Below are 18,716 nucleotides of genomic sequence, written 5' to 3' on the forward strand. Positions count from 1 at the left end.
GACATTAAAACTTGAGAAACGATTTTCTGGGTCCACAGCGTTCGTCGAGTATGCGCCGCGAACGCACCTCGACAGGCACTGCCTGGGAGCAGCAGGTCGGGTACTCGCGGGCGATACGTGCGGGTGACACTGTTCGTGTTGCCGGCACCATCGCCACGGACGACGACGGCGAGGTCGTCGCGCCGGGTGACCCGTACGAACAGACGAAACACGCCTTCGGTATCGTCGCGGATGCACTGACGACTCTCGACGCCGACATCGAGGACGTCGTCCAGACCCGAATGTACGTCACTGACATCGACGATCAGGAACAGGTCGGCGAGGCCCACAGCGAATTCTTCGGCGACGTCCGTCCCGTGGCGACGATGGTCGAGGTGAGTGGGCTGGCAACACCAGAGGCCGCCGTCGAGGTCGAAGCCGTCGCGCAGGTCGAGTGATGCTGGGCCGGGGTGCCGTCTTGATTACTTGTCAGTCCTGCCGACACCCGCACGGTGGGCGACGGCACGCCACTTTCCGGAGCGGAACCGACCCACATTGACAGCGGCTTTCAAATAGAAATCCCCGATTAGCGCGGCGAAGATAGCCGGAAGGCCGAGTCCCAGTCCCGGGGAGAACGAAACGCCAGTCACGGGGATCGGTATGACGAACGCCGTCGGTAACGCGAGCGCTGCGACCGGCAGGCGGTAACAGTAGCTTCCGAGTATCGTTCCGTACAGCGGCCACCGGGTGTCACCAGCACCGCGAAGGCTTCCGCGCATCGTCCGCGACACGGAGAAGCCGGCGACGAGCAGCCCGAAGACGCGGACAAACGTCGCCGCCAGGTCCGGGTAGGCGGTCCCGAACAGAGCAACGATCGGCCGGGCGAACACCACGAGAAGTAGTGCGACAGTGAGCTGGACCGCGAGTGCAACCCCGAGCGACTGCCAGCCGTACGCCGTCGCCTCTTTCGGGTCATCTGCGCCCAGCGACTGCCCAACCAGTGTCGACGCGGCGGTCGCATAGCCCCACGCTGGCATCAGCGCGAGTAGCATGACCCGGCGACCGATGGCGTACGCCGCGAGTGTCGGGGTGCCGAGTACGCCGAGAATGAACAGAAACGGAAACCGGCCAAAGGTCTGGAGCAGGCGCATTCCCGACAGCGGAAGTGCGACACGGACGAGTTCGGCGAGTAGTCCGAGGTCGAACTGTTTGCCACCGAGCGGCAGCGCCGTCGCGTACCGACCGGAGGCCAACAGCACGAAAAAGATGACTGCAGCGAGCGTGTTCGCTGCGACAGTCCCCCAGGCGGCTCCCGCGATTCCCATCGGTGCAACCGGCCCCAGGCCGAATATCAGCACACCGTTGAGCCCGACGTTGGTCGGCACAGTCAGCAACCGGACGTACATCGGCGTCCGCGTGTCGGCGCTCCCCGCGAGGGCGCGTGCGGCGACCATACTCCAGAACCGCGGCACCATCGACAGCATCACAATTGCGAGATACGTCGCGCCGTACTGGATCGCGGCCGGGTCATTGGAGAGACTATCGAGCAGTGCAGTCGGATACACCCACGCGATAGCAGTCAGTGGCAACGATAGCACGATTGCGAGCCACAGCGACTGCTTGACAGCCAGATTTGCTCGCTCCGGCTCGCCGCTCCCCTGCAGGCGAGAGACGACGCTTATTGTCCCGGAGGAGACAGCGAGCGCAAGTCCGAATCCCACGAAGTAGTACTGAAACCCCAGCTCGAGACCGGCCAGTGCGGCGTCACCCAGCGCCAGACCGACCATCAGAAAGTCCGCAAGCCGCAACAGGATTCGCAGACCTCCGGTGACCATCACCGGCGCGGCCAGGTCTGTCGCCTCGATGGCCCGGTCCCGGTCGACAGCATCCAATCTGGAGAGCGCGACTGGGACGGTGCGTACCAGCCGGCGGAGGGCGTCGCCGAGCACAGTTGTGTCACGGCGGGCAGGCAAACGTAGCTTACGACTCCGTGCCCCTGTAGAGTTGCACACAGCGCTTATCTATGCAAATCCCTACCTGTAGATATGGATCAAATACCCTCTAGACGGTCGTTTTTGGCCGGCGCCGGGGCTGCTGCCACCGCTGGGATTGCCGGGTGTACTGGCCTCGGGATCGGGGACCAGACGCTAACGATGATTGACTGGGGGTACGTCTACAGTAACGGCGTCATCGAAGCCTTCGAGGAGCGCCACGGGGTAACGGTGGAGCGACAGGCCGCACAGGGATCGGCCGAAACCCTCGCGCAGCTGCGGGCCGGTCGCGCCGATTACGACCTGGTGCCGCTTGGCAACTACGCGGTGACGCCGGCGATGGAAGAGGGCTATCTCCAGCCGCTCGACCTCGATCAGGTCCCGGCATACGACGACGTGTTCGACTTCCTGAAAGCGGAGTACTTCGAACAGGACGGCGAGGTGTACGGGATTCCACGGAGCTTTGGGCAGACGCCGCTCGCCGTCAATACCGACATCGTTGAGCAGGATGTCACCGCGCTGGCTGACCTCTGGACCGAACCACTGGCCGGTGTCGTCGGCGGTCGCGACGACGCGCGCCTGCAGGTCCTGTACCGAAACGCGGCGAAAGGCGAGCCACTCAACCCGGCAAGTGCCGACGACGTGGACTTCGACTCGCTCCGTGCCGACCTTATCGACCGGCTGGAACTCACCGCCGGTCTCTGGAACAACGGGGGCGAGTCAGAGCAACTCCTCCGCAGTGAGGAGGTCGGCGTCCAGCCGGTCTGGAACTACGTCATCCAGTCGATGCAGTCGGATGGTCTCCCCGTCGAGCGAGTCTACCCCTCCGAAGGAACGAAAGCGTGGTTCATCCAGCACTGTATCCGGGACGGTGCGGAGAACCCAGAACTGGCACACACCTTCATTCAGGAGTGGCACACGCAGATGGGCTACAAGTCGCTGATGAAACCGAGCAACATCGCCGTCCCGAACGAGCAGGTGTTCTCCGAACACGATGTCGAGATGGCGGCGTACGGACTCGACGACCCGGACCAGTTCATCTACGAGGAACCGAAGCCACAGTCGCTCATCGAGCAGTACACCGAGACGTGGAACCGGGCAAAGACGGAGGCTGATCTGTAGTGAATGCGCTCGCTGTCGACGGTCTCACGAAGACCTTCGACGGAGCGCCTGCTGTCGACGATGTCTCGCTGACTGTCGAGCAGGGGGAGTTCTTCTCGCTCATCGGACCGTCCGGCTGCGGCAAGACGACGACGCTCCGAATGCTCGCCGGCCTCCTCACGCCGGATTCAGGGCGGGTGCTGCTCAACGGGCAGGACGTGACGGACCGGCCCGCCCGCGAGCGGGCGACGAACATGGTGTTTCAGGACCTCGTGTTGTTCCCCCACATGAACGTCGCGGAGAACGTCGGCTACGGGCTGGCTCGAAGTGGTGTTACAGAGCCGGAGCGCGGACAGCGCGTTGAGGACGCTCTGGCACTGGTCAATCTGGCGGGATTCGGCGACCGTGACCCGTCTGACCTCTCTGGCGGCCAGCGCCAGCGGGTCGCACTGGCCCGGGCGCTGGTCAACGACCCGGCGATACTGCTGCTTGACGAACCGCTTGCGTCGCTCGACCGGGCACTCCGAGAGGAGATGCAGGCGGAGTTCCGACGGATTCAGCGCGACAGCGACACGACCTTCCTGTACGTCACACACGACCAAGAGAGCGCACTGAGTATGTCTGACAGAGTCGCCGTGATGCGGGACGGGCGCATCGTCAACGTCGGCCCCCCTCGCCAGTTGTACACGGACCCGCAGACCCGGTTTGTCGCGTCGTTTCTCGGCGACGCCACGCTGCTTGAGGGCGACGTCATCAGGCGCGAGGGTGCCGATGTCGTAGTCCAGACCGGCGCTGGTCCGCTTCGGGCCAACGCAGACGCAACGAGCGACGCCGTGGGCGATGCGGTGACGGTCGCAGTCCGGCCGGAAGCCGTCACCCTCGGCGGCGACCTGACTGGCACCGTCACTGATGTCGCGTACAAGGGGTTCTACGAGGAAGCGACCGTCGACTGCGGCGGCGCGGAACTCGTCGTCCGACGCGAACGCAACACGGTGGCGGCCCCGGACAACGCGACATCCGCCGACGGCGGTACAGCCCTCCCGTTCCGCGTCGGAGAGACCGTCGAACTGGGCGTCAACCGGGTCGTCCTCGTCAGGGATGAGCGTCGCTAACGCACCCGGTCGGCTCCGGGACTGGCTGGTCGCCGGCAGCCCACTCTTGCTGGCACTGGCCCTGGGCGTGTTTCCGCTCCTGACACTGTTCGTCGAGAGCATTGGTCCCGGCCTTGGCAGCGAGAATTACGCGGAAGTGCTGTCGCCCCTGTACCGCGGCGCACTGCTGTACTCTATCGGCGTCGGTGTCGGCGTCACTGCCATCTGTCTCGCCGTCGCGTATCCGATTACGTACTGGATTGCCCACCGGTGTCCGGACCGGTACCGGCTCGTCGCGCTGGTCTCGGTGACGTTGCCGCTGTGGCTCAATTACGTGGTGCTCAACTACGCTTGGGTGTGGATTCTGGCCCGGGGCGGCGTGGTGAACCGAATCCTCGTCGGGACGGGTCTCCTCGATTCGTCGCTTGACCTCCTGTACAATAACATCTCGATGACCATCGGGTTCGTGTACATCTACCTGCCCTACGTCGTGTTGACGATGTACGTCTCGATGGAGCGATTCGATTACCAGCTCATCGAGGCCGCGCGGGACCTCGGTGCGAGTGACATTCGAGTATTTCTCGACGTCGTGCTCCCGCGAACACTTCCCGGCGCGGCGGCGGCGACACTCATCGTCTACGCACGCATCGCCGGCGCGTTTGCAACTCCTGAAATCCTCGGCAGTCCCGGGAACGTCATGATCGCACGGCTCGTCGTGCAGGCGTTCCGGCAGTACACGAACTACGGGTTCGCGGCGGCGCTGTCGTTCGTGTTCCTGCTGCTGGTGCTTGGAACGCTCGGACTCGGAGCGCTTTCGCCGCGGGTCAGACAGGAGTTACGACAATGGTGAGCCGCGTCACACGGCTGGCCGAACGCGGTGCCGGGCGGCTCCCGGGCATCGTTGTCGCGCTGGCGCTCGTGTTCCTGTACACTCCCGTTCTCGTCATCGGGTACCTGTCGCTCTCACCCGCTGGCCAGCCGACGATTCCCATCGACGGGTTCTCGCTCCGGTGGTACACCGCGGTCCTGACTGATACCCGGTTTATCCGTGCGCTACTGACGAGTCTCGGCATCGGCGTCGTCACAGCCGTTGTCGGTACTGCGCTGGGGCTGGCCGGCGCATACGTGATTGTTCGGAGCCAACTCTCCCAGATTGCCCGTCGAACCATCGCCGTGATTATCGCCCTGCCGCTGTTCGTTCCGACGGTCGTCGTCGCCTTCGGCATCGGACGCGCTAGCGCGCTCGTCGGCCTCGGCTACGGGTACCTTCCGGTCGTTCTCGGCCACTTGTTCTGGGTACTCCCGTTCACTACGTTCCTCATTGCTGCCCGCTACGCGGAGCTCGACGACCGCCTCTCGGCTGCGGCCCGCGACCTCGGTGCCGATGACCGGACTGTGTTCAGGACGATCACGGTGCCGTTGCTGTGGCCGGCACTGACGGCGAGTGTGTTGTTCGCGTTCGCGCTCTCGTTCAACGAGTTTCTCATCACTTTCTTCCTCGCCGGGTCGAGCGTGACGACGGTCCCGCTGGAAATATTCGGCAAGGTCAGAATCGGTGCCACGGCCTTCCTGAATGCGGCGAGTGTGCTCGTCATCGTTGTCAGCGCTGTGGCGGCCGGTGTGGCTTCGACACTGCGCCGTCCTGTGTGAGTGGTTCCAGCCGCCAATCTGCTCTGCGACCCAGCGGCACGCTTTTGTGACCGAGCGGCGAGCGACGTAGTGATGCCAGACATTGAAGTCGGTGAGACGTTCACCGAAACCCGAACGTTCCAGCCCGACGATGTCGACCAGTTCGCCGCCCTCTCTGGAGACGACCAGCCCCGCCACACAGAGCCTGATGGGGACGGTCGGCAGATGGTCCAGGGGTTGCTCACCGCGTCGCTGCTAACCAGCATTGGCGGCGACCTCGAAGTGCTCGCCTCGCGGATGGAACTCCAGTTCCAGCGCCCGGTGTACACCGGTGAGACGCTGGTCTGTGAACTGACAGTCGTGAGTACCGACCCGGATGCCGACGGCGGCGTCGCTGTTGTCGGCGATGTGGCTGTCCGACGGATCAATCGCGGCGATGAGTCCACTCAGGCCGACACAGCCGCCGCGAACCCGGCCGACGGAGACACCGCTGGAACCGTCGTGCTTGAAGCGACCGTCGAGGGACTAATCAGGGAATGAGCTGTTCGCCGTCGTCGTCGTAGAGTGTGATGGCGTCGACCGGACAGGACCGGGCGGCGAACTTCGCGTCCAGTTCGGCGTCGTCCGGGACCTCCCGCACGAACACGTCCGAATCGGTTTCCTCGCTGTCCGCCAGCACCGCTTTGCCGGCGTCCTCGTCGCGCTCGAAGGCGTCCCACTCCGCGACACACTGGAACATCCCGATACAGGTGTCGTAGTCGTACTCGACTCGCATACCTCGTGTTGGCCGCTCGCGGGCAAAGGCGTTCCCCTCGCCGCCGTCGCGGGTGTAGTGCGACAGTTTAAATCGGGGCAGGACCCAAGCGGGGTGTAATGGACGTTGCGGACCTGCCGGGCGTGCCCGAGTGGCTCCCGGACCACCTGCGCGACGACGGCATCGAGGAGCTGTATCCGCCCCAGGCCGAGGCCGTCGAGGCCGGCGTCACCGAGGGGAAGAACCTGGTCGCGTCGATTCCGACGGCCAGCGGGAAGACCCTCATCGCCGAGCTAGCGATGCTTTCATCGGTCGCTCGCGGCGGTAAGGCACTGTACATCGTTCCGCTGCGGGCGTTGGCCAGCGAGAAACAGGCTGACTTCGAGGAGTTCGAGCAGTACGGCCTCGACATCGGTGTCTCGACGGGCAACTACGAGTCCGAAGGCGGGTGGCTCGCGGACAAGGACATCGTCGTCGCCACCAGCGAGAAGGTCGACTCACTCGTGCGCAACGACGCCCCCTGGATAGAGGACCTCACCTGCGTCGTCACCGACGAGGTCCACCTCGTCGACGACGGCGAACGAGGGCCGACTCTGGAGGTGACACTGGCGAAACTCCGTCGGCTCAACCCCGACCTGCAGACCGTCGCGCTGTCGGCGACCATCGGCAACGCGGAGGCGCTGGCGACGTGGCTCGACGCGGGCCTCGTCGATTCGGACTGGCGGCCAATCGACCTCCAGAAGGGGGTCCACTACGGGCAGGCGCTACACCTCGAAGACGGGAGCCAGCAGCGGCTCTCGGTGCAGAACAACGAGAAACAGACGGCGGCTATCGTCCGCGATACGCTCGAAGACGACGGGTCGACGCTGGTGTTCGTCAACTCCCGGCGCAACGCCGAGGCGGCCGCGGGCCGGCTGGCCAACACCGTCCGGCCACACCTCAGCGACGAGGAGCGCGGGCGGCTGGCCGACATCGCGGAGGAGATCCGTGACGTGAGCGACACGGAGACGAGCGACGACCTCGCGGACGCCGTCGCCGACGGGGCGGCGTTCCACCACGCCGGCCTCTCGCGCGGCCACCGCGAACTCGTTGAGGACGCGTTCCGGGACCGGCTGGTGAAGGTCGTCTGCGCGACGCCGACGCTCGCGGCCGGCGTCAACACGCCCTCGCGGCGCGTCATCGTCCGCGACTGGCGGCGCTACGACGGCTCAGCGGGTGGGATGGCCCCGCTGTCGGTACTTGAGGTCCACCAGATGATGGGGCGGGCAGGCCGCCCGGGACTCGACCCCTACGGCGAGGCGGTTCTCATCGCGTCCAGCCACGACGAAGTGGACGAACTGTTCGAGCGCTACGTCTGGGCCGACCCCGAGCCCGTCCGGTCGAAACTGGCCGCCGAGCCAGCCCTGCGGACCCATATCCTCGCGACGGTTGCCTCCGGATTCGCTCGGTCGCGTGAGGGCCTGCTGGAGTTCCTCGAACAGACGCTGTACGCCAGCCAGACCGACGAGGGCGGCCAACTGGAACGCGTCGTCGACGACGTACTCACCTACCTCCAGCGCAACGGCTTCCTTGAAATCGAAGCCGGCGAACTCGATGCTACCTCGCTGGGTCACACCGTCTCGCGGCTCTATCTGGACCCGATGAGCGCCGCCGAAATCGTCGACGGCCTCCGGGACTGGGAGCGAGGAGCCAGCGATAGCACCTCGGCAAGCGGGTCGCCGGCTGACCCGCAAGCGGAACCGCCGGCTGACAGCGGCTTCACAACCGCAAGCGAGCTGGCTGAGAATGCCGCCGGGAGCGACGATGATAGGGACCCGGACGACATCTCCGCGCTGGGCCTGTACCACCTCGTCTCGCGCACGCCGGACATGTACCAGCTGTACCTCCGCTCGGGCGACCGCGAAGAGTACGAGATGGAACTGTTCGAACGGGAGGACGAGCTGCTCGGCCCTACGCCGTCGGAGTTCGAGGAGGGACGCTTCGAGGACTGGCTCTCGGCGCTGAAGACCGCCCGGCTGCTCGAAGACTGGGCCACCGAGGTCGACGAGGCGACCATCACGGAGCGGTACGGCGTCGGCCCGGGCGACATCCGCGGGAAGGTCGAAACCGCCCAGTGGCTGCTGGGAGCGGCGGAGTCGCTGGCCAGCGAGGTCGACCTGGACGCCGCGCGGGCCATCAGCGAGGCGCGCATCCGCGTCGAACACGGCGTCCGGGAGGAACTGGTCGACCTGGCCGGCGTCCGCGGCGTCGGCCGCAAGCGCGCCCGGCGGCTGTTCCAGGCTGGCATCACCGACCGCGCACAACTCCGGGACGCGGACAAAGCCGTCGTGCTGGCGGCGCTCCGAGGCCGCCGGAAGACGGCCGAGAACGTGCTGGAGAACGCTGGCCACCGGGACCCGTCCATGGAGGGCGTCGAGCCCGCACCCGACGTATCCGTCGACCTCGACGACGGTACAGATGGGGAGGCGAACGCCGATCCGACAGCCGACGACGACCAGTCCAGTCTGGGTGATTTCTGATGGAGGTTGTCGAAGGAACTGCTGAAATCGACGACGTGGGGTCGTTCGTGGAGACGCTCGGCGCAATCGGCGACCGCCACGGCGTCATAGTACAGGCATTCGACGCTCGCTACGTCGTGGACCGCGCCCATCTCGAACTGGCTGTCGAACTCGCAACCCGGGCCCACCGTCGGGGTGACGCTATCGCCGAGGACTTCGGCGTCGAGATACTGCTGTACGCAGCCGGTCGCCGCCAGATAAACCGCGCGCTGACGATGGGCGTCGGCGAGGGCTCCTGTCCCGTCGTAGCCGTCGTCGTCGACCCCGAAAAGGTTAGTTCCCACAAAGGTAATGACGAGCCGCGGGACATCGGCGCAGCCGCCGACGAGGTGCGTGACGCCCTCACGCCCGCGTCGACGCTCGGCGAGTACGACGCGGAGCGCGTCCGGTCGTTTTTCGACGTGACCGACGCCGAACTCGCCGCGACGGCCGGTGGTCTTCCCGACGCCGTCCGGGAGCGCGTCGCGCTGTTGCCGGTCGAGAAGTAGCGACAGTATTTTTGACGATGGCCGTGTTATCGTCACACATGGACCCACAGCGGACGGCACGGCAGCGGGCCAGCGAGCGTGCCCGCCGGGTCGAAGCGACGGTCGACCGCACCACCGGCGGGGCCGCGTACCCGGTCCGCGTGGAGGAGCTGGCAGACGAATACGGCAGCGCCGACCCGCCTGCCGAGGACCTCTCGGCCGCGATCGAACGCAGTACCGACGGCGAGTTCGACTCGCCGACGGAGGTCCGGGCGGCCATCCAGCAGGTGACAGCGCAGAACAGCGCCCGCACCGAGGCGACGTTCGACGAGCGCGAGCAGTCGTGACTGCGCTGGAGACGCCGCTGTCCATCGGCGGCGTCGAAGTCCCCAACCGACTGTATCGCGCACCGGTACTGGAGTGTGCCGGCAACGGCGAGGCTGCTGTCGACACGCTTGTCGACGAACTCGAACCGACGGCGGCCTCCGGCGTCGGCCTCATCTTTCAAGGCGCGAGCATCGTCACCGACCGCGGCGGCTGCGCCGCGCCGAACATGACGCGGGTCCACGACCCGGCCTTCGTCGAGCGGCTCGCCCGGCTCACCGGCGCGGTCCACGACCACGGCGGCCGAATCTTCCTGCAACTGGCCCACGGCGGTCTCCGGAGCATGGCGACCTGGCACGCCGAGTACCGTCGGCGGCACCCAGACCAGCGCCAGCTGGCCGTCAGCCGCCCGCCCTGGCAGCTCCGGGCGCTCGACTGCGCCGGCCTGATTTCGCTGCGGCCGGACGTGCTCTCGACCGCGGAGGTGTGGGACCTGGCCGAGCAGTTTGGTCGGTGTGCCGGCTACGCCGTCGACGCCGGCTACGACGGCATCCACCTCTCGGCGGCGAACATGAGCCTGATCCAGCAGTTCCTCTCCCCGTTCTACAATCACCGGGACGACGAGTTCGGCGACGGCATCCGCTTCCTCAAAGCGGTCCACGACGCTGTCCGGGACCACGCCGGCGACGTGCCGCTGGTCACGAAGGTCCCCGCCGAGACCGCTGCGCCCAGCTTCGTTCGAAGGTATCTCACCCAGACGGACGGCGTGAACATCGCTGAACGGGCGGCAGCCATCGGCTACGACGGGCTCGTCCCGGTCGCGGTGTCGCCGTTCTGGGACATGAGCATCGTTCGCGGCGCGTTCCCCGACCGGGCCTGGGACGCGAGCGACCTGCAGGACGACTACGCGGCGGTCTTTGGCGGTCGACTCCGGGCGCGTGCCGTCCGGCTGCTCAACAGCCTGCAGGCCCGCCGGTTCGGCCACGACCCGGGCTGGAACGCCGACTTCTGTCGAGCGGTCCGCGAGCGCGTGGACGTGCCGGTCCTGCTGGAGGGCGGGCTGCGGACGCGTGCCGACTGCGACCGGTATCTCGGCGCGGACGGGGCCGCGCCCGCTGCCGATGCGGTCGGGATGGCTCGGCCGTTCTACGCGGAGCCGCGGCTCGGCGCGCGCCTGCTCGACGGCGCGGACGCGCTGTGTGAGAGCTGTAACAACTGTACTGTTCCGCAAGTCACCGGCGAACCGGGCCGCTGTCGAACGCCCGCGATCGTCCGCGAACAGGCTCGGCTCCGGCGGGATGGTGCCTACGAGCGAACCGAGTAACGGGCTTCGGATACTGCCACCGCCACAACTGGGCAGATACAAAGGCTCATACGCGCTCGGTCCCGAACGGACGCCGATGACGACAGGGATTTCGTCCGAACGCGTCGAGCTGTCCGTCGACGGCGAAGACGTCGATATTCACTACCGGACCGGCGGCGAGGGGCCGCCGATGGTGTTTCTCCACGGTATCGGGCTGGACGCCGCGACCGTCTCGTGGCGACACGCACTGCCCGCACTCGCGCCAGAGCGGACGGTGTATGCGCTCGATTTGCCGGGCCACGGCGACAGTGACAAGCCCGACCGTGCGTACACGACCGAGTACTACCTCGAGACCCTGTCCGAGTTCATCGACGCGCTCGATATCGAGGAACCCGCACTCGCCGGCCTTTCGATGGGGGGTGCCATCGCACTCGGCCACGCGCTCGATGGCGGCCCCGTCGAGCGGCTGGTGCTGGTCGACAGCTACGGGCTGGGAGCTGACGCCTACTGGCGGACAGCGGCCAGCAGCGTCCTGCAGACGCCGATACTCGGAAACATGCTCTGGCAGGGCGTGGGGTCGTCCCGGCCGGCAATCCGGAACAGCCTCCGCAGCATGGGTCCTGGAGAGCCGCCCCAACAACTGGTCGAGGACGTGAATAGCGCTGTCGACCGACAGACGGTCCGGGCGATGCGGCGCTGGCAGCGTAGCGAGTTTCAGTGGTGCGGGTTTCGAACCGACTACTCCGATCGGTTAGCGGAAATAGATGTGCCGACGATGCTGATTCATGGAGCTGTCGACCCGCTGCTCCCCCGTCGGTGGTCCGAGCAGGCGGCTGGAATGGTCACTGATAGCACGCTGAAGATTTTCGAGAACTGCGGGCACTGTCCACCGCGGGAACACCCCGACCGGTTCAACCGGGCCGTTCGAGCGTTCTGCTGAGTTATTCCGGCAGTTCGTCGATGAGGACGACCGCTTCGCCATCGATGACGACATCGTCGTCAGCAAGGACGCGCGTGGTCAGCCGGTACTGTTCGTCGCCGAGGTCCTCGACGATTTCACATTCGGCAGTGAGCCGGTCACCAATACGGACCGGGTTGTGGAACTCCAGGTCCTGCGAGAGATAGATAGTCAGCCCCGGCAGCCGTGCCAGCGCCGCGCTGATGAGACTCCCGACGAGCGTCCCGTGGGCGATTCGGCCGCGGAAGCGTGTCTGCTCCGCGAACTCGTCGTCGAGGTGAAGCGGATTCGTGTCGCCGCTCGCGGCGGCGAACTGTTGCACGTCGTTTTCCGAGATCGTCTTTGTGAAATCGACGTGGTCGCCGACGCCGAGGCGGCCCGGATGGTCTTCGGAGATCGAGACGTGCCATTCGGGGAGATCTTCGTCCGGTTCGATACGGTCTGCGGGCGTTACGCCGTCTTCGTCCTCCTGCTGGACGCCGAACGCGGCGAACGCTGCCCGGTTAGCTGCGACGACGCTGTTGAACATATGTGACGATGTTTCAGTCCATGTGTCTAACAGCGGGTTTCGTGGCGATTCAGAACTCATCTGTTCTGGTAGTTTATTGGTCGGAGTATTAAACCTTGGTGTTGGTTTCGTCTCAGCTGTCGGTAAACGCCGTCTAACGGGCGTCAGACGGGTGTTTGGGGGTGCCGTTATCGGCGCTGCAAGGCGTAGCACTTCCCTCGACGCCGCTGAACCACTAATACCATTCTCTACCATTCAATGGTAATCAATGGTTTTCAGCGGAAGATTTATATTGTTGAGGAGAGTACATGTAGTTGACCGATGGCCGACGAGGATGATGGCCTGCTGTGGCCTCCGATGTTCAAGGGGATGCAACAGGCGAGCGAGAACGCGATGGAACAGCAACAGCAGCTGATGAAACAGATGTTCGCCAACGGTGGCATGCCGAGTTTCGATATGAATCAGCTCGGTGCCATGAGCCAGATGGCGACGTTCAAGACCCGCGTGCAAAGCGGGGGTCGGATCAGCATTCCTGATGCGGAGCGAGAGGCGCTGGGCATCGACGAAGGCGACATCGTGCAAGCCGTCGTCCTCCCGGTCACTAACAACAACAGCGAGTAATCCAACAATGGTAGACTACACAACCCCCGTCACGACAGCGTTCGAGATGCAGCGTGCGACGATCGAGCAGAGCCAGAAGGCGCTCGAACAGAGTGTTTCCTTCCAGCAGAACGTTAACAACGCGGTTATCGACAGCCTCGACACGCAGGAGTCGGCACAGCGCCGCGGTGTCGAGCTCCAGCAGACTGCGTTCCACAGCTACCTCGACGCGATGGCGTCGACCATGCCCGGCATGACCGAAACCGTCGAGCAGATCCGTGAGACCGTCGACGAGCAGTTCGACTTCTTGCTCGAGAACCACGCCGAACTGTTCGACAATATGGAAACCGAGCTCGAAGAAGGCGTTGACACCTACGACGAGATGACCGACGAGTACGTCACGGCCGTCAACGACCAGGTCGACATGCTCGTCGAGGCCCACGAGGAACTCGAAGCGCAGTCCGTCGAGGCCGCCGAGCAGTTCGGCGAGCAGCTCGAAGAAGTGCAGGAGCAGGTCGAGGAGATTCAGGAGCAGGTCGAGGAAGTGCAGGCCGAAGCCGCCGACGCTGTCGACGTCGAAGCGTAACGACGACAGTCGGTTTTTTTGTGCGCCCGCCGCCGAGGTACTATTATGAGTAACACAAACGACATTCAGGAGGAATGGACGGAGATGGTTGAGGAGATGAACAACGCGGTCGCCGACTCGATGGAGCAGAACATGAAGGCCCAGGCGGCCTTCGTGGAGTCGTGGGCCGATGCTGTCGAGGATACAATCCCGGAGCAGGAGGACCTTGCTGACGGGATGGACGGCTACAACCGCGCCTACGAGGAGTGGATGGACGCCGCCGAGCAGATGGTCGAACGCTCTACCGACGCCGCTCGGGGCGAGGATGTCGACCCCGCCGAGTTCCGTGACATCTGGCTGCAGTCCGCCAATGAGGCATTCAAACACGTCATGGGTACCTCGGCCTTTGCGGCCGCCAACGGCCAGCTCGTCGAGTCGATGATGGAGATGCAGCAGGAAGCGGACGACCTGAGCCAGGACACGCTGGAACAGCTCGGCTTCCCGACGCGAGACGATGTCGACGAGGTCGGCGAGCGGCTCATTGAACTGGAGCGCCGCCAGCACGCGGTCGAACAGAAGCTCGACCGCGTGCTTGAACACTTGGAAGAGTAATCATGTCAAGCAACCCCTTCAATCCGTTCGAAGCCGCGCTCAACTGGCAGCGCAAGACACTGGAGAACATGACCGACGCCGCCGAGACCAGTCAGATCGCCGACGAGCGGCTGGAACTGCTGGAGTCCGTCGAAGTCGGTCAGACGCCGAGCAACGTCGTGTACGAGGAGAACAAGCTCGAACTCCTCCATTACGACGCCGAGGCTGCCGGTATCGAGGTACCGGACGAGGAGACGGAAGATATCCCGATTCTCATCGTCTACGCCCTTATCAACCGGCCGTACATCCTCGACCTGCAGGAGGAGCGGTCGGTCGTCCGACGGTTGCTCGAGGCGGGCCACGACGTGTACCTCATCGACTGGAACGAGCCCTCGCGGCTCGACCAGCACCTCACGCTCGACGACTACGTCAACCGTTACATGGACAACTGCGTCGACGTGGTCCGCGACCGCTCCGGCCAAGACGCCATCAACATCCTCGGCTACTGCATGGGCGGGACCATGTCGGTGATGTACACTGCGCTCCACAAGGAGAAGGTCAACGCTCTCGGGCTGATGGCGGCAGGACTGTGTTTCGACCACACTGGTGGCGTCCTCGAAGAGTGGGGCTCCGACGAGTACTACGAACCGAGCGACGTGACCGAGACGTTCGGCAACGTCCCCGCGGACATGCTCGACATCGGGTTCGCGCTGATGGACCCCGTCGAGAACTACGTCACGAAGTACATCCGGTTCGCGGAGAACATGGAGAACGAGGGCTTCGTCGAGAACTTCGGCCGGATGGAGAAATGGCTCGGCGACGGTATCGACGTGGCCGGCGAGGCCTATGTTCAGTTCCTCGAAGACGTGTATCAGGACAACAAGCTCTACAGGAACGAGCTGGAACTCAACGGCAAGCACGTCGACCTGGACAACATCGACATGCCGGTCCTCCAGCTCATGGGTGAGTACGACCACCTCATCCCGCCAGAGGCCTCCAAGCCGTTCAACGACGTCATCGCTAGCGACGACACGCGCACGATCGAGTTCTCGACGGGCCACATCGGCCTCTCCGTCTCGTCGTCGACCCACGCCGACCTCTGGCCCGAGGTCGCCGAGTGGTATTCTGAGCGCAACAAGGGAAGCGGCGAAGTCGACATCGAGGTCGAATCTCCCGACGAGGCTGACGACGACCCGGTAGACCAGTCGGAACCTACTGACATCGACGTTGACGCGACGACCGATGTCGATGCCACCGAGGACGAAGACGATGCGACCGACGAACCCGCGGACGTCGATAGCGTCTCCGGTATCGGCCCGACCTACGCCGACCGTCTCCACGGCGCTGGTATCCACAGCGTTGCGGACTTGGCTGAATACGATGCGGCCGAACTGGCCGACATCGCTGAGACTACCGAGTCCCGCGCGCAGGACTGGCTCGACCAGCTGTAATCCGGCGCTGTTTTTCTGTTTCGCGCTGCACGAGTAGCCATGCGCGTCTCGGTCATCGGCGGCTCGACAGTTACCGACGAACAGTATCAGCAGGCACGCGAGGTCGGACGACAACTCGGTGAGCACGGCCACGACATCGTCTGTGGCGGCCTCACCGGTGTAATGGAGGCAGCCTGTCGCGGCGCGAGCGAGGCCGGCGGCCACACTATCGGCATCCTGCCCAGTGAGCGCCGGGCCGCCGCAAACGACTACGTCGAGACGGCCATCGCCACGGGACTCGGAAACGCCCGCAACGTCCTCGTCGTGATGAACGGCGCGGCAGTCGTCGCCGTCGACGGCGGCCCCGGGACGCTCTCGGAACTCGGCCACGCGCTTGACATGGGTCGACCGGTCGCCGGGCTCGGAACCCACCGCCTCGACGGCGGCGACGCAATCGAACACGTCGACACGCCCGCCGAAGCCGTCGAGTACGTCGAGTCGGCCGTGCAGTAGCTTTCACTCCAACAGCCGCTTGAGAGCCGCCGCGATTGCGAGAAACGCGACGCCGAGCAGCCTGACCCGCCGACGGGACCTCTCTTGTGGCGTGAACTCCACCGCCAGCACCCGGCGATAGCCCAGCCGTGCCGACGACAACAACAGCCCCGGAACGAGCAGATGAACCACGCCCGCCAGCGCCGTTCCGGTCCACAGCAACCGCCGTTCGGTCCGTGTCAGGTCCATACCGGCTCAAGGGGACGCGTCGGTTTGACCGTGGCGTCTGCTTGCGAAGTGCGTACTGCCCGACACTCTTGCAGAATCGAAACAGCGCCGTGGCTCACTCAGACTGAAGACAGAAAATGTAGAACCGCAACGATTCTTCGCGGGGTCGACGGGCGAGGCAGGCATCCGCGGCCGAAGGCCGCGGTTCTCGGAATCGCCGCAGTGCGGCGATTCCGCCTTTTTCGCCAATGTGGCTTGCCTCGCGGGTCACTTCGTCGTCGGGCGGCGATGCCGCCCGACTGCCTGCGGGACCTTCGGTCCCGCTCTGTTCCCCGCTCGGCGTGCCGAGGTTTCTTCGAAACCTCGCTTACATCATGCCGCCCATGCCGCCGCCCATGCCGCCCATGCCGCCGCCCATGCCGCCGGGCGCGCCGCCGGGGCCGCCGGGTCCGCCTTCGTCCTCGTCGTCGTCGCCCTGGCCACCCTTGAGGTCGCCAGCGGCGATGACGTCGTCGATGCGGAGGATCATGACGGCTGCTTCCGTTGCGCTTTCGACTGCCTGGGTCTTGACACGGAGGGGCTCGACGACGCCGTCCTCTTCCATGTCGACGACCTCACCGGTGTAGGCGTCGAGGCCGGACGTGACCGCGCCGCCGTCGTGCTTGCTGCGGAGGTCGACCAGCGAGTCGATCGGGTCGAGACCGGCGTTCTCCGCGAGGGTGCGCGGGATGACGTCGATGGCGTCGGCGAACGCTTCGACGGCGAGCTGTTCGCGCCCACCGACGGAGTCGGCGTAGTCACGCAGGCCGAGCGCGAGCTGGGTCTCGGGGGCACCGCCGCCGGGCAGGACCTTGCCGTCCTCCAGCGTGGCGGCGACGACGCCGAGCGAGTCCTCGATGGCGCGCTCGACTTCGTCGACGACGTGTTCGGTGCCGCCGCGGAGAATCATCGTGACGGCGCGGGCGTCTTCGACGTCCTCGACGAAGATGCGCTCGTCGCCGGCGATGTCCTTCTGGGCGACGGAGCCGGCGAAGCCGAGGTCGTCGGCTTCGATGTCGTCGATGTTCGAGATGATGCGCGCGCCGGTCGAGCGCGAGAGCGCTTCGATGTCGGACTTCTTGGCGCGGCGGACGGCCAGAATACCTTCCTGAGCGAGGTAGTGCTGGGCCATGTCGTCGATGCCCTTCTGGCAGAAGACGACGTCAGCACCGGCCTCGGCGAGCTTGTCTACCATCTCCTTGAGCTGTTCCTCTTCCTGGTCGAGGAACTGCTGGAGCTGGTCGGGGTCGGTGACGTTGACCTCGGTGTCGAGCTCCGTTTCCGGAACCTCGATGGCCGTGTCGAGCAGGGCAACGTCGGCGTCCTCGACGGCGAACGGCATGTTGTCGTGGACGCGCTCCTTGTCGACGATGACGCCTTCGACGAGTTCGGACTCGTCGGTTGCGCCGCCGACGACGGTTTCGATCTGGATGTTGTCGGTGTCGACGCTGCCGTCGTCGTCGACGACGGACTGTGCGGCGCGGACGACGAGTTCGGCGAGGACGTCCTTGGAGGATTCGGCGCCCTTGCCGGTCATCGCGGTCGCGGCGACCTTTTCGAGGGTCTCCGTGTCGTCGGCGTCGACGTCGATGGCGTTGTCTTCGAGAATCTCCTTGGCTTTCTCGGCGGCCTGGCGGTACCCCTGGGCCAGGATGCTGGCGTGGATGTCCTGGTCGAGGAGTTCCTCGGCCTTCGAGAGGAGTTCGCCGGCCATGACGACCGCCGTCGTGGTGCCGTCGCCCACTTCGTCTTCCTGGGTCTGGGCGACCTCGACGATCATGTTGGCGGCGGGGTGCTCGATGTCCATCTCGTCGAGGATGGTGACGCCGTCGTTCGTGACGACGACCGAGCCCGAGTTGTCGACGAGCATCTTGTCCATGCCCTTCGGACCCAGTGTCGTCCGAACGGCCTCGGCGACGGCCGTCCCGGCCGTGATGTTCATCGACTGCGCGTCCTTTCCGGATGTCCGCTGGGACTCCTCGGAAAGTACAATCATGGGCTGGTTGCCCATCTGCTGTTGAGCCATAGTCAAACGATGATTGAATGTGATTCTATATAAAAGCTTTGGTCATGGCCGGTATATCGCCCCACTGCATGCCACACTCGAC

General features: G+C 65.1%; 21 protein-coding genes. 16 read left to right on the top strand and 5 right to left on the bottom strand.

Annotated elements, in window-relative coordinates:
• Positions 1-50: 50 nt before the first annotated feature.
• Positions 51-437, top strand: coding sequence for a RidA family protein (locus DVK01_RS06755; protein WP_101348939.1), 387 nt, complete (start codon positions 51-53; stop codon positions 435-437).
• A gap of 24 nt (positions 438-461) precedes the next feature.
• On the opposite strand, the gene DVK01_RS06760 is transcribed toward DVK01_RS06755, so the two are convergent.
• Positions 462-1,928, bottom strand: coding sequence for an MATE family efflux transporter (locus tag DVK01_RS06760; RefSeq protein ID WP_121536058.1), 1,467 nt, complete (start codon positions 1,926-1,928; stop codon positions 462-464).
• Positions 1,929-2,024: 96 nt separating this feature from the next.
• Between DVK01_RS06760 and DVK01_RS06765 the strand changes: the two genes are divergently transcribed.
• From DVK01_RS06765 to DVK01_RS06785, 5 genes are all read left to right on the top strand, one after another.
• Positions 2,025-3,092: a PotD/PotF family extracellular solute-binding protein gene (locus DVK01_RS06765; protein ID WP_232794500.1), complete on the top strand. Its 1,068-nt coding sequence runs from the start codon at positions 2,025-2,027 to the stop codon at positions 3,090-3,092.
• Positions 3,092-4,183, top strand: a complete 1,092-nt coding sequence (locus tag DVK01_RS06770; RefSeq protein WP_121536061.1) for an ABC transporter ATP-binding protein — start codon at positions 3,092-3,094, stop codon at positions 4,181-4,183. Before DVK01_RS06765 ends, DVK01_RS06770 begins: the two co-directional genes overlap by 1 nt.
• Complete coding sequence (locus DVK01_RS06775; RefSeq protein WP_101348943.1) at positions 4,170-5,012, top strand: ABC transporter permease; 843 nt, start codon at positions 4,170-4,172, stop codon at positions 5,010-5,012. The genes DVK01_RS06770 and DVK01_RS06775 overlap by 14 nt, the downstream gene beginning before the upstream one ends.
• Positions 5,006-5,812 carry an ABC transporter permease gene (locus tag DVK01_RS06780; protein WP_101348944.1) on the top strand — a complete coding sequence of 269 codons (807 nt, stop codon included), beginning with the start codon at positions 5,006-5,008 and terminating at the stop codon, positions 5,810-5,812. The genes DVK01_RS06775 and DVK01_RS06780 overlap by 7 nt, the downstream gene beginning before the upstream one ends.
• A 72-nt stretch (positions 5,813-5,884) precedes the next feature.
• Positions 5,885-6,331, top strand: a complete 447-nt coding sequence (locus DVK01_RS06785; protein ID WP_121512046.1) for a MaoC/PaaZ C-terminal domain-containing protein — start codon at positions 5,885-5,887, stop codon at positions 6,329-6,331.
• Here DVK01_RS06785 and DVK01_RS06790 read toward each other — a convergent pair.
• Entirely contained in the window at positions 6,321-6,566 is a 246-nt protein-coding gene (locus DVK01_RS06790; protein ID WP_101348946.1) for a ferredoxin, read from the bottom strand. The genes DVK01_RS06785 and DVK01_RS06790 overlap by 11 nt on opposite strands.
• Positions 6,567-6,664: 98 nt before the next feature.
• On the opposite strand from DVK01_RS06790, the gene DVK01_RS06795 reads away from it, so the two are divergent.
• The 5 genes from DVK01_RS06795 to DVK01_RS06815 all read left to right on the top strand — a co-directional run bounded on the left by DVK01_RS06795 (position 6,665) and on the right by DVK01_RS06815 (position 12,137).
• Entirely contained in the window at positions 6,665-9,064 is a 2,400-nt protein-coding gene (locus tag DVK01_RS06795) for an ATP-dependent DNA helicase (RefSeq protein WP_121536064.1), read from the top strand.
• The gene (gene cgi121, locus DVK01_RS06800; protein WP_101348948.1) at positions 9,064-9,591 is read left to right on the top strand and encodes a KEOPS complex subunit Cgi121; all 528 of its coding nucleotides are present in this window, start codon (positions 9,064-9,066) and stop codon (positions 9,589-9,591) included. Before DVK01_RS06795 ends, cgi121 begins: the two co-directional genes overlap by 1 nt.
• A 38-nt stretch (positions 9,592-9,629) precedes the next feature.
• Positions 9,630-9,917, top strand: a complete 288-nt coding sequence (locus DVK01_RS06805; RefSeq protein ID WP_101348949.1) for a hypothetical protein — start codon at positions 9,630-9,632, stop codon at positions 9,915-9,917.
• The gene (locus DVK01_RS06810) at positions 9,914-11,218 is read left to right on the top strand and encodes an NADH-dependent flavin oxidoreductase (RefSeq protein WP_101348950.1); all 1,305 of its coding nucleotides are present in this window, start codon (positions 9,914-9,916) and stop codon (positions 11,216-11,218) included. The genes DVK01_RS06805 and DVK01_RS06810 overlap by 4 nt, the downstream gene beginning before the upstream one ends.
• A gap of 76 nt (positions 11,219-11,294) precedes the next feature.
• Positions 11,295-12,137, top strand: coding sequence for an alpha/beta fold hydrolase (locus tag DVK01_RS06815; protein WP_101348951.1), 843 nt, complete (start codon positions 11,295-11,297; stop codon positions 12,135-12,137).
• Between the two features lies 1 nt (position 12,138).
• On the opposite strand, the gene DVK01_RS06820 is transcribed toward DVK01_RS06815, so the two are convergent.
• Entirely contained in the window at positions 12,139-12,684 is a 546-nt protein-coding gene (locus DVK01_RS06820; RefSeq protein ID WP_080508796.1) for a MaoC family dehydratase, read from the bottom strand.
• A gap of 300 nt (positions 12,685-12,984) precedes the next feature.
• Between DVK01_RS06820 and DVK01_RS06825 the strand changes: the two genes are divergently transcribed.
• Genes DVK01_RS06825 through DVK01_RS06845 form a run of 5 tightly spaced genes read left to right on the top strand, consistent with a single transcriptional unit; the run spans position 12,985 to position 16,362 of the window.
• Entirely contained in the window at positions 12,985-13,284 is a 300-nt protein-coding gene (locus DVK01_RS06825; protein ID WP_053966935.1) for an AbrB/MazE/SpoVT family DNA-binding domain-containing protein, read from the top strand.
• A 7-nt stretch (positions 13,285-13,291) separates the two neighbouring features.
• Positions 13,292-13,849 carry a hypothetical protein gene (locus DVK01_RS06830; RefSeq protein WP_101348952.1) on the top strand — a complete coding sequence of 186 codons (558 nt, stop codon included), beginning with the start codon at positions 13,292-13,294 and terminating at the stop codon, positions 13,847-13,849.
• Between the two features lie 45 nt (positions 13,850-13,894).
• The gene (locus DVK01_RS06835) at positions 13,895-14,440 is read left to right on the top strand and encodes a poly(R)-hydroxyalkanoic acid synthase subunit PhaE (protein ID WP_101348953.1); all 546 of its coding nucleotides are present in this window, start codon (positions 13,895-13,897) and stop codon (positions 14,438-14,440) included.
• 2 nt (positions 14,441-14,442) lie between these two features.
• Complete coding sequence (gene phaC, locus DVK01_RS06840; RefSeq protein ID WP_101348954.1) at positions 14,443-15,870, top strand: poly(3-hydroxyalkanoate) polymerase subunit PhaC; 1,428 nt, start codon at positions 14,443-14,445, stop codon at positions 15,868-15,870.
• A 39-nt stretch (positions 15,871-15,909) separates the two neighbouring features.
• Positions 15,910-16,362 (top strand): TIGR00725 family protein, encoded by a 453-nt coding sequence (locus DVK01_RS06845; protein ID WP_121536067.1) that lies wholly within the window; start codon positions 15,910-15,912, stop codon positions 16,360-16,362.
• Positions 16,363-16,365: 3 nt separating this feature from the next.
• Here the strand turns inward: DVK01_RS06845 and DVK01_RS06850 are convergent, their stop codons facing one another.
• The gene (locus DVK01_RS06850) at positions 16,366-16,590 is read right to left on the bottom strand and encodes a hypothetical protein (RefSeq protein WP_121536070.1); all 225 of its coding nucleotides are present in this window, start codon (positions 16,588-16,590) and stop codon (positions 16,366-16,368) included.
• A 346-nt stretch (positions 16,591-16,936) separates the two neighbouring features.
• Positions 16,937-18,619: a thermosome subunit alpha gene (gene thsA / locus DVK01_RS06855; protein WP_004516477.1), complete on the bottom strand. Its 1,683-nt coding sequence runs from the start codon at positions 18,617-18,619 to the stop codon at positions 16,937-16,939.
• Positions 18,620-18,716 lie beyond the last annotated feature (97 nt).

It is taken from the genome of Haloarcula sp. Atlit-120R (assembly GCF_003665885.1).
Classification (GTDB): Archaea; Halobacteriota; Halobacteria; order Halobacteriales; family Haloarculaceae; genus Haloarcula; species Haloarcula taiwanensis.